Below are 10,267 nucleotides of genomic sequence, written 5' to 3' on the forward strand. Positions count from 1 at the left end.
ATAAATATATATAAATACCACCTTTTTTGAGCGATTAAAGATGGAACTTTACAAATCTTCCCTTTTTGACGATAAATTTGTATATTTGGGAAATACACCGGGGGTGATCTGGTTTCGACAGGGTTACCGAAGTGTTAGTTGCAAGCCGAGGTCTCAGACGAGGGCACTCGTAAAAAAGTCTGAAAAAAAATAAGTGCTGACGAAAACTACGCACTCGCTGCCTAATTAGCGGCAACGCCGGGCCTCATTCCGCTCCCATCGGGATGAACGTCCGGACGAAATATGGGATAGGATTCTCGCATGCCTGGGGCTAGAGTCCGAGATTCACTAGGCTGGCCGAAATCTGCACCGACCTTCTTGGGCGTGGACAAGGCGAGACCTTAAATACGAAGGGAAAGCTTGTAGGAATGGACATGGACGTGATTTTGGACAGGGGTTCGACTCCCCTCACCTCCAGAAACAACGAAAAACCGGACGCGATTGCGTCCGGTTTTTCAATTCCGATTCCAGATCAGATTAGGCTTCTTCCGGATAGACGGAGACCTTCTGACGCTTAGCATCGAGGCGTTCAAACTTCACCTTGCCATCGACGAGAGAGAACAAGGTGAAATCCTTGCCCATGCCCACGTTGGTGCCACTGTGGAAGTGAGAACCGCGCTGACGAACGATGATGTTGCCAGCCTTGACGGTTTCGCCCGCGTACTTCTTAACACCAAGATACTTGGCGTTACTGTCGCGGCCGTTACGTACTGAACCTTGACCTTTCTTATGTGCCATGGATTAAGCCTCCTTAGCCTTGCGCAGAGAGTTCTTCTTGACCTTGGCGGGCTTTGCGATACCCTGGGCAATCTTTTCCTTGCGAGTAAGGGGCTTGACCTGCTCCTTCTGCTTGGCGAGCGCGGCCACGCGAGCGCGGTTGCGTTCAATCACCTTGGAATCGACCTTTGCGGATTCTGCGCCGGAGCGAAGTTCCGTGACCAGCACCTCGGTATAGCCCTGACGATGACCGTTACGGCGTTCGTAACGGGTGCGACGCTTCTTCTTGAAAACGATGACGGTGTCGTACTTGCCGTGGGCAAGCACTTCGACCTTCACGGAGGCGTCGTTCAGGACAGGGGTGCCGATTTGCACTTCTTTTCCTGCGAAAAGAAGAACGGACTTGAGCTCCAGTTCGGAACCAACAGCGGCGTCAAGAGTGGGGACCTTGTAGGCCTTGCCCAGCTCGACTTTATACTGGAAACCACCTGTTTCAACAATAGAATACATTTTTGTAATCCTTTTTTGGTTGCTATTGGGACTCCAAATGTAGCAAAATTCAAGGAATTGTAAAGGGATTTGGCCCCTTATCGGCCAATTTTTTCTAAATTTTCCACGAAATTTTCATAAAGGACACCCGAATGAACAAGATTATGAGCCTTGACGGCGACTGGCAGATGAAATGGGACACTGAAGATTCCGGTATTTCCAACCGCTGGTACGCCACCTATCCCGAAGACACGGAGACCGTAACCGTTCCGCATATCTGGGAAAGGTCATTCGAAAAGCTTCTGATGTCGCAGGACTGCGCTTTCTATTTCAAGAGATTCACTATCGACGACGAAAAACAGGTCACCAAGCGCATATTCCTTAGATTCGAACGCATCGCGACTCACGCGACCGTATGGCTCAACGGCAAGCTCCTCGGCGACCACTTCGGCGCCTACACCCCCTTTGTCCTCGAAACGCAAAAGGCCATCAAGCTCGGCGAAGAAAACATCCTCTGCATCCGCGTCGCGAACATGGGTGCAGCCAACAGCCGTATTGACTTCGGCCGCGAAACCCATGAAGGCGCGAACGACCGCTTTGCCCACCCCGGCGAAATGCCTGTCGGCCTCCCCTGGAACCAGTACCCCTTCGGCGGTATCTTCGGACACGTGGACCTCATCCTCGGAAACGCCGCTTTCATTTCCGACCTCCATGTCGAGCCCGACATGGACCAGGAACGCGTAGCGCTTGAAATCAGCTTCAACAACCCCCGCGGTTTCAACACACGCCTCCGCATCCTCATGAGGAACCCGAACGGCGACGTCTACGAATGGTTCAAGGACAGTCCCAAGCTCGACAAGGAAAACGCGACGCTGCGCATCGTGCTCGGCATCAAGGACTTCAACCGCAGCAAGTGCGTCTGGAGCCCGGACCACCCCAACATGTTCGCCGTCGAAGTCCAGATGGAAATCAAGGGCGGCAAGGGCAAGGACCCGGAATACTCCTTCCCCGTCATGCGCACCTTCAGCTTCCGTAAGTTCGACTGCCTCAAGGGCGACTTCTACCTGAATGATTCCATCGTGAAAATCCAGGGCGTCTGCTACAACCAGCAGTGGAGCGAAGGCGGGCTCTGGACGACCGACAACCCGAACCTCAAGAAGGACCTTCAGGCCGTAAAGGACGCGGGCTTCAACACCATCCGCAGCTGCGGCGCGCCTCTCAGCACGGAAGCCCTCGACATATGCGATACCATCGGCCTTCTGGTGTTCCAGGAATTCCCCATCCACACCATGAAGTCGACCCCCAGCGGACTTGAACACGCCAAGAAGCTTATCAGCGACATTGTCAAGGAACAGCACCACCATCCGTGTATCGTCGCATGGGTCATGGGCTCCGAAAACGGGACCTTCATGCTGCAGAACGGCAACAAATTGCTGAACGCCATCAGCCCCATCGACATGACGCGTCCGGCCATCAGCAACCTGGACAGCATCTACATCGACAACGAAGGTAATTTCCACAAGGACATCGGCAAGCTGCTTCCTGTTTCCGTCGACCGCATCTCGCAGTTTGCGACACTTGCCGTAAATCCGAAGATGAACCCGAACGCCGCTTACTCGCACTACCTCGCCCACTGCTTCAACAAGGACGAGGAAGAACTGATGGTCCCGGATTCTGGACTCGGCGACAGCCATTTCCAGGACGAAGACGAAAACGCCACGGAAATCGAAAACAAGATGCTCGTGACACTCAAGAACCACACTCTCCTCCCGAAGAGCGCGACCAATATCAAGGGTCCCCGTGGCATCAAGAACCAGAAGGCAGTCAAGAACTTCTACAAGCTGCTCGAGTCTTTCGTCAAAGAATCCGGTCTTTCCGTTTGGGATAGCGTCGATTCATTCATCAAGGATGCAAACAGCATCGCAACCAAGAGCAAGCTCGACCAGATTACCGCATTCCAGAGCAATCCTCAAATTTCGGGATTCTTCCTTAGCCAGTGGGCCGACTACGGAGTCGATTTCAGCGGCATCTGCGACGAAAACCGCAAGAGCAAGGGCATCGAATCCTTCTGCAAGGCGATTACGACAAGGAGCCGTGTCCTGGTCAGCGAACTGGAACACGTGGTCGCACCGCAGAGCGAGGTCAGCTTCCAGCTCACACTCCTGAACAACGACCGCTTCGAGAATGTCTCCGTCGACGTGAACCTCGTGGACGAGAGCGGCAAGTCGCAAGCCTCGCAGAGCCTGACACCGGAGGAACCCGCCGGCAAGACAAGCCTCACCCAGCTTGGCATCTGCACGCTGATGGTTCCGCGCAAGACCGGTAAATACGAAATCCGCATTTCGCTCAAGGACAACGGCAAGGAAATCAACACCTCTGCCGAAGACCTCATTGTCATTGAGCAGGCCGACGTGAAGAGCGCCATGAGCAAGGTTTGCTTCCTCGACAACAGTGAAGAATCCAGCGACGCTCTCGCAGCCCTCAGCGGTCCGGAAAAGATTATCTTCACAGCGAACCTCAGTTCCTGGCCCGATGAAATCCTGAACAAGATTGTCGATGTCACCAAGAACGGCGGAAAGACGCTGTTGCTATCGGACATGACCCCCGAAGATATCGACTTCTTGAACCAGAGCCATAATTTCGACTTTACTATCGAAGCGCACTGGAGCACGGGAGCCAACGGCACGAGTCTGCACTACCTCCCCAAGGATTCGGCGCTCCTCCCCGTTTTCGGGAACAAGAGCGTGCTAGACCACAATGCTGCAGCCGTGATGCCGGGACTTTCGCTGAACGAACTGCCGGGTGCAACCGTATACGCTCGTTCCGTAAGCATCAAGGACGGTGAAATCAAGACGGGAGTCGACCTGCAGAAGCTGCCGTTCGGTGCAGGACAGATTGTTTTCAATCAGTTCAGCGTGTTCGAAGGCCTCGAGACGAATGCCCTCGCCGACGCCTTGTTCACGGCCATCGTAAGCCAGCTCTAGTCGTAAAAAGCATCAAAAAAGGACCCAGTGCGGAGAGAAACGCACTGGGTCTATACACCCAAGTCCGATACTCGACGACTACAAGACCTTGTCGTGAGTAAAAACAAACCTGTATTAGTAAAATACACAAAAGCGTGACTAAAATCAAGTTTCTATATTAAAAATATGCTGAAAAATTATTCCAACTTGGACGAATATTCGAATCTTCTGGCCCAGAACGCCAAGAAAGCAAGCAAGAACCTGCGCACGCTCTCCGGAGAAAAGCGGAGTACCGTGCTCAACCTCGTGGCAAAAATGCTCCGCGAGAAAAAGCCGGAAATCCTTGCGGCAAACAAGCTTGACCTCGAAGCTGCCGCCGGCAAGCTCGACGACGCCAAGATGGACCGTTTGACATTGAACGACGCCCGCATCGAGGCGATGGCCAAGGGCGCCGAAGAAATCGCCGCGTTTACCGACCCGCTGAACCGCGTGCTCGAAAGCCGCGAACTGAAGAACGGGATCAAGATTAGCCGCGTAGCAGTACCTATCGGCGCCGTGTTCTTTATTTTTGAAAGCCGCCCGAATGTGACCATCGATGGCGCATGCCTCTGCTTCAAGGCGGGTAATGCCGTAATCCTCCGCGGTGGCAAGGAATCGCTGAATTCCGCCAAGTGCCTCGCCGGAATTTTCCACAAGGCCCTCGCCGAAAACGGCATTGACGAAGACGCAGTGCAACTCGTGACCGAAACGAGCCACGATTTGGTGGGCATGCTGTTGCAGCGCAGCGACTGCATCGACCTCGTGATTCCCCGCGGCGGCGAACGCCTGATCCGCGCCGTGGTGGAACAGAGCAAGATTCCTGTGATCAAGCACTTCAACGGCATCTGCCACGTGTACGTGGACAAGTCCGCCGACATCGAAAAGGCGGTGAACATCCTCATCAACGCGAAGACGCAGCGCACCGGCGTGTGCAACGCCATGGAATGCGTGATTATCGACCGCCATATCGATGACGCCAACGTGAAAAAGTTGCTCGACTGCCTCGCCGACCGCGGCGTGGAACTCTTCGGCAATAAGGACGCCCAGAGCCACGACAGCCGTATCAAGGACATCGGCGATGACAGCAATTACCACCACGAATACCTGGCCCTCAAGGCCAGCGTCAAGTTCGTGGACAACGTGGCCGAGGCCTGCGACCACATCGAAGCGAACAGCAGCCGCCACACCGAAGCGGTGGTCGCCGAAGATACTAGCGTGCAGGATTACTTTGTCGCCAACGTGGACAGCAGCAGCGTGATGGTGAACGCCAGCACCCGCTTTGCCGACGGTGGCGAATACGGCCTGGGCGCCGAAGTGGGCATTTCTACCGACAAGCTGCATGCCCGTGGCCCGATGGGCGTAGAAAGCCTCTGCACCTACAAGTGGGTTCTGCGCGGCAACGGCCAGGTGAGGGCTTAACTAGACGAAAGAACGGCGCTTTGCGCCTACAGACGAAAGGCGAAAGATGAACTTTGATGAATTAATTAAAGAGATTAAATTCGAAGTGGTCGTGGACGGGGTTGCACTTGCGCCGGCAATTGTGCAGGACGCCGACAAGGGCGACGTTCTGATGATGGCCTGGATGAACGAGGAAGCGCTCCGCCGCACACACGAATGCGGCGAGATGGTATTCTGGAGCCGCAGCCGCAAGGAATACTGGCACAAGGGCGACACGAGCGGAAACGTGATGACGGTCGTTGAATGGGCCGCCGACTGCGACTCTGACGCATTGCTCTTCAAAGTCCGCATGCAGGGTCCGCAAGTGGCTTGCCACACGGGAGCGAGAAGCTGCTTCTTCAAGAAATGCGATTAACTTTCGCTTAAAATTTTCGTCCTAAATATTAAAAGTAGCGACTAAATATTTTTCTTTGCGGGTCAATCAAGAGAGGCGTGGGCGGCAATGGTGTAAATCGCGGTCACGTCCTTCGCCTTGAGCGGCACGAAGCCCCAGCCGTCGCCCGGGTTCAGCTTTTCCACCATCTTCGGGATGTCTTCTTCCTTCGCGCCGAGTTCTGCAAAGTTAATCGGCATACCGATGGAATGCAAGAAGCGGCGGAAAGCCTTGATGCCTTCGAGGGCGGTCGCCTTCGGGTTTTCGAAATTCATCTCGCAGCCGAACACGCGGGTCGCCATCTGGGCAAAACGCATCACGTTATGGTCTACCACATATTCCATCCAGGCGGGCATAATGACCGCGAGGCCCGCGCCATGGGCGCAGTCGTAAAGCGCCGAAAGTTCATGCTCGATGGCGTGGCTGTTCCAGTCCTGACTGCGCCCGCAGCCCACAACACCGTTGTGGGCTACCGTCCCCGCCCACATGATGTTCGCACGCACCTGGTAGTTGGCGGGGTCGGCAATGGCGCGCGGGCCTTCCTTCACCATCGTGAGGAGCACCGCTTCGCACAGGCGGTCGGTGATTTCCACTTCCAGCGTATTCGTGAAGTAGCGTTCAAACACATGCGCCATGATGTCGGTAATGCCGCAAGCCGTCTGGTAGGCAGGCAGCGTGCAAAGAAGCGCCGGATTCTGCACCGCGAACTTCGGGCGGATATGTTCGCTACTTGCACCGCGCTTGAGCATGCCGTCTTCCTTGGTAATCACGGAGTCGCCGCTGCCCTCGGAACCGGCCGCCGCAATCGTCTGCACCACGCCAATCGGGAGCGCTGCCGCCGCCGAGGCCTTGCCCTCGTAAAAATCCCAAAAATCGCCCTTGTAGGGAACACCCATCGCAATGGCCTTGGAGCTGTCAATCGTAGAGCCGCCACCCACCGCAAGGATAAAGTCAATACCGTTCTGGCGGACAATCTCAATGCCCTTGTACACAAGCGAATCATGCGGATTCGGCTTCACGCCACCCAGTTCCACATGCGGAATTCCTGCTGCATCGAGGCTCGCCTTGACACGGTCAATCAAGCCGGAGCGAACCGCCGAACCGCCACCGTAGTGGATAAGCACCTTCGTGCCGCCATACTTCTTGACGAGCGCGCCGCATTCATTTTCGCGGTCCATGCCAAATACAAATTCCGTGGGACTGTAGAAATTGAAATTTTCCATATTCCATCCTTATGTTTTTTGCTTAAAAATACAAGATTTTGACAACAAAAGCGGGAGTTTCTCCCATTTTTCTGTTCACAGGGGGAAACATCCTGATTTCATCATATCGGACCCGCTTTTTCTACACTTTTTCCTTGTTTTTACGCCTCACTCGCCCCAAACTCTTTTGCTATATTTACACCCGAAAAAAAACTATCCAAGGATACTAACATGAAACGTACTCATAACTGCGGCCAGCTGCGCAAGGCAGATGTTGGCCAGACTGTAACACTCGCCGGTTGGGTGGATCGCCGCCGCGACCATGGTGGTGTGATTTTTGTGGACCTCCGCGACAAGTATGGCAAGACCCAGATCGTCTTCAACCCGGACTACAATGCCGACGTGATGAAGACCGCCGAACAGCTCCGCAACGAATACGTGATTACGGTGACCGGCAAGGTTTACGCCCGCGAAGAAGGCAACGCCAACGAGAAGCTCGCCACGGGCGAAATCGAAGTCAAAATCGACCAGATTGAAATTTTGAACGCGGCCCTCACCTCCCCCTTGGCCATCAACGACCCGAACGAAGAGTGCAAGGAAAACGACGACCTACGCCTGCAGTACCGCTACCTGGACCTCCGCCGTCCGTGGATCCAAAAGAAGCTCCTCCTCAAGAGCCGCTTTCTCAAGGCCGTGTACGACTTCTTCTACGCTAACGGTTTTGAAAACATTGAAACTCCGGTGCTCTGCAAGTCCACTCCGGAAGGCGCCCGCGACTACCTGGTGCCGAGCCGTGTGAACCCGGGCAAGTTCTACGCCCTCCCGCAGTCTCCGCAGCAGTACAAGCAGCTTTTGATGATTGCCGGCATGGACCGTTACTTCCAGATTGCCAAGTGCTTCCGCGACGAAGACCTCCGCGCCGACCGTCAGCCGGAATTCACGCAGATTGACGTCGAGATGTCCTTCGTGGACCAGGACGACGTGATGGAAATGTTCGACAAGTTCGTGACTGAAGTTTTGGGCAAGGTTTGGAACTTCGAACCGCCCAAGAAGATCCGCCGCATGAAGTGGCACGAAGCTATGCTCAAGTACGGTTCCGACAAGCCGGACCTCCGCTTCGACCTCGAAATCCACGACGTGTCCGAAATCGGCGCGAAGAGCAACTTTGGCGTGTTCAAGAACTGCGTTGCCGCCGGTGGCAAGATTCGCGGTATCGCCGCCAAGGGCTGCGTGGACTTCACCCGCAAGCAGATCGACGAACTCACCGCCTACGTGGGCAAGTACGGTTCTAAGGGCCTCGTGTGGATGCGCGTCAAGGAAAATGACGAAGTGGAAACCCAGGTCGGCAAGTTCTTCACGACTGAACAGCTCAACGAACTGCGCGACGCCGTCGGCGCCAAGTGCGGCGACATGATGTTCTTCATCGCCGGTCCGGAAAAGGTTGCTGCTACGGCTATGGGCCAGCTCCGCCTGGAAGTTGCCCGCATCAAGGGTCTCCGCGACCCGAAGAAGCGTGAATTTGTGTGGATTACCGAATTCCCGATGTTCGAATACAGCGACACCGAAGGCCGCTACATGGCCATGCACCACCCGTTCACCAACCCGCTTCCGGAACATCTGGACATGATGCTCGGCGGCAACCTCAAGGATTGCAACGCCGAAGCCTACGACCTCGTTCTGAACGGCGTGGAAATCGGTGGCGGTTCTATCCGTATTCACAACCCGGAAGTCCAGGAGAAGGTGTTCCACCTGCTCGGCCTTTCCGAAGAACAGGTGAAGGAAAAGTTCGGCTTCTTCGTCGACGCCTTCAAGTACGGCGCTCCTCCGCACGGCGGTCTCGCCTTCGGTCTCGACCGCGTTGTCGCTACCATGGAAGGTGAAGAATCTATCCGTGACTACATCGCGTTCCCGAAGAACACGAGTGCTTCTAGCCCGATGGACCAGAGCCCGAGCGAAGTCGACCTCCAGCAGCTGCAGGACATCCACATCTCCGTGCAGATGCCGAAACAGGCGAAATAATCTTTGGCAAACACAGTTTGCCAAGGCCCCGCGAACCACGCGGGGCTTTTTTGTGCGATTTCTCACGAAAACTTTTTTTCTCATTTTTTTGCTGAATTCATGCAATTCGCTTTGCTAAATTAAGGCACAACTTTTAACCCCAAACTATGGAGATGTTTATGAAACTTACTACTCGTGCTATTGCCGAAGCTATCGGCACCTTCTGGCTTGTGTTTGGCGGCTGCGGTGCCGCCGTGCTTGCTTGCGGCGTTCCGACCACCGGTATCGGCTACGTGGGCGTGTCGCTCGCATTCGGCCTCACCGTTCTCACTATGGCATACGCCATCGGTCACATTTCGGGGTGCCACCTGAACCCGGCCGTCACGCTGGGCCAGGTTGCCGGCGGCCGCTTCCCCGCTAAGGAAGCCCCGGCCTACATCGTGGCCCAGGTGATTGGCGGCATTATCGCTGCGGCAGTGCTCTACTGCATCGCCCAGCCCGACCTCACCAACGCAGGCATTGGCGCATTCGCTACCAACGGCTGGTCCGATACGCTCAACAACGGCCTGAACGCCTTCGGCGGCAAGACCACCGGCATGTGCGGCGCGTTCCTGATTGAAACCGTGCTCACGGCCATCTTCCTGTTCGTGATTATGGGCGCTACCGACGGTCGCGCTCCGGCAGGCTTTGCCCCGATTGCCATCGGCCTCTGCCTCACGCTCATCCACCTCATCTCTATCCCGGTAACCAACACGTCTGTGAACCCGGCACGCTCTACCGCAATGGCAGTGTTCGTTGGCGGTGCTGCCATCAAGCAGCTCTGGCTATTCTGGGTCGCCCCGATTCTCGGTGGCGTCATCGGTGGTATTGCATACAAGTGCTTGGCCGAATGCAAGTGCGGCAAGGGCGAAAAGAAGTAAGGCGATCGTCATGCTCGCTATACGATACTTGGCAACTTGTTGCCATAGTAGAGTTATCCTCTTTGGGGA

Annotated in this window: 8 protein-coding genes and 1 other RNA gene; 6 read left to right on the plus strand and 3 right to left on the minus strand. The window is 55.2% G+C overall.

The annotated features are described in order from the left end of the window. Nucleotides 1–99 precede the first annotated feature (99 nt). Nucleotides 100–459, plus strand: a transfer-messenger RNA (tmRNA) gene (ssrA, locus tag B4A77_RS00165). A gap of 57 nt (nucleotides 460–516) precedes the next feature. Here the strand turns inward: ssrA and rpmA are convergent. Then, a complete protein-coding gene (rpmA, locus tag B4A77_RS00170) occupies nucleotides 517–777 on the minus strand; it encodes a 50S ribosomal protein L27 (protein WP_173365533.1) in 261 nt (86 codons plus the stop codon). Nucleotides 778–780: 3 nt separating this feature from the next. Further along, a complete protein-coding gene (rplU, locus tag B4A77_RS00175) occupies nucleotides 781–1,266 on the minus strand; it encodes a 50S ribosomal protein L21 (protein ID WP_290727222.1) in 486 nt (161 codons plus the stop codon). 131 nt (nucleotides 1,267–1,397) lie between these two features. On the opposite strand from rplU, the gene B4A77_RS00180 reads away from it, so the two are divergent. The 3 genes from B4A77_RS00180 to hisI all read left to right on the plus strand — a co-directional run bounded on the left by B4A77_RS00180 (nucleotide 1,398) and on the right by hisI (nucleotide 6,060). Then, a complete protein-coding gene (locus B4A77_RS00180) occupies nucleotides 1,398–4,229 on the plus strand; it encodes a glycoside hydrolase family 2 protein (RefSeq protein WP_290737234.1) in 2,832 nt (943 codons plus the stop codon). Between the two features lie 165 nt (nucleotides 4,230–4,394). Beyond that, complete coding sequence (locus B4A77_RS00185) at nucleotides 4,395–5,666, plus strand: glutamate-5-semialdehyde dehydrogenase (RefSeq protein WP_290737236.1); 1,272 nt, start codon at nucleotides 4,395–4,397, stop codon at nucleotides 5,664–5,666. A 46-nt stretch (nucleotides 5,667–5,712) separates the two neighbouring features. Then, on the plus strand, nucleotides 5,713–6,060 hold the full coding sequence (gene hisI, locus B4A77_RS00190; protein ID WP_290737238.1) for a phosphoribosyl-AMP cyclohydrolase: 348 nt from the start codon (nucleotides 5,713–5,715) through the stop codon (nucleotides 6,058–6,060). Nucleotides 6,061–6,122: 62 nt separating this feature from the next. On the opposite strand, the gene B4A77_RS00195 is transcribed toward hisI, so the two are convergent. Beyond that, on the minus strand, nucleotides 6,123–7,301 hold the full coding sequence (locus tag B4A77_RS00195; RefSeq protein ID WP_290737240.1) for an iron-containing alcohol dehydrogenase: 1,179 nt from the start codon (nucleotides 7,299–7,301) through the stop codon (nucleotides 6,123–6,125). A 210-nt stretch (nucleotides 7,302–7,511) separates the two neighbouring features. On the opposite strand from B4A77_RS00195, the gene aspS reads away from it, so the two are divergent. Together aspS and aqpZ are read left to right on the plus strand one after the other, a co-directional pair. Continuing rightward, entirely contained in the window at nucleotides 7,512–9,299 is a 1,788-nt protein-coding gene (gene aspS / locus B4A77_RS00200) for an aspartate--tRNA ligase (RefSeq protein ID WP_290737242.1), read from the plus strand. A gap of 158 nt (nucleotides 9,300–9,457) precedes the next feature. After that, nucleotides 9,458–10,198: an aquaporin Z gene (gene aqpZ / locus B4A77_RS00205; protein WP_290737244.1), complete on the plus strand. Its 741-nt coding sequence runs from the start codon at nucleotides 9,458–9,460 to the stop codon at nucleotides 10,196–10,198. The last annotated feature ends 69 nt before the right edge of the window (nucleotides 10,199–10,267 follow it).

Origin of the sequence: Fibrobacter sp. UBA3718 (assembly GCF_002371935.1) — a bacterium.
Classification (GTDB): domain Bacteria; phylum Fibrobacterota; class Fibrobacteria; order Fibrobacterales; family Fibrobacteraceae; genus Fibrobacter.

Excerpts from the sequence above, each read along its gene's own strand:
- rpmA (WP_173365533.1), bottom strand. The coding sequence starts at position 777 with ATGGCACATAAGAAAGGTCAAGGTTCAGTACGTAACGGCCGCGACAGT.
- rplU (WP_290727222.1), bottom strand. The coding sequence starts at position 1,266 with ATGTATTCTATTGTTGAAACAGGTGGTTTCCAGTATAAAGTCGAGCTG.
- B4A77_RS00180 (WP_290737234.1), top strand. The coding sequence starts at position 1,398 with ATGAACAAGATTATGAGCCTTGACGGCGACTGGCAGATGAAATGGGAC.
- B4A77_RS00185 (WP_290737236.1), top strand. The coding sequence starts at position 4,395 with ATGCTGAAAAATTATTCCAACTTGGACGAATATTCGAATCTTCTGGCC.
- hisI (WP_290737238.1), top strand. The coding sequence starts at position 5,713 with ATGAACTTTGATGAATTAATTAAAGAGATTAAATTCGAAGTGGTCGTG.
- B4A77_RS00195 (WP_290737240.1), bottom strand. The coding sequence starts at position 7,301 with ATGGAAAATTTCAATTTCTACAGTCCCACGGAATTTGTATTTGGCATG.
- aspS (WP_290737242.1), top strand. The coding sequence starts at position 7,512 with ATGAAACGTACTCATAACTGCGGCCAGCTGCGCAAGGCAGATGTTGGC.
- aqpZ (WP_290737244.1), top strand. The coding sequence starts at position 9,458 with ATGAAACTTACTACTCGTGCTATTGCCGAAGCTATCGGCACCTTCTGG.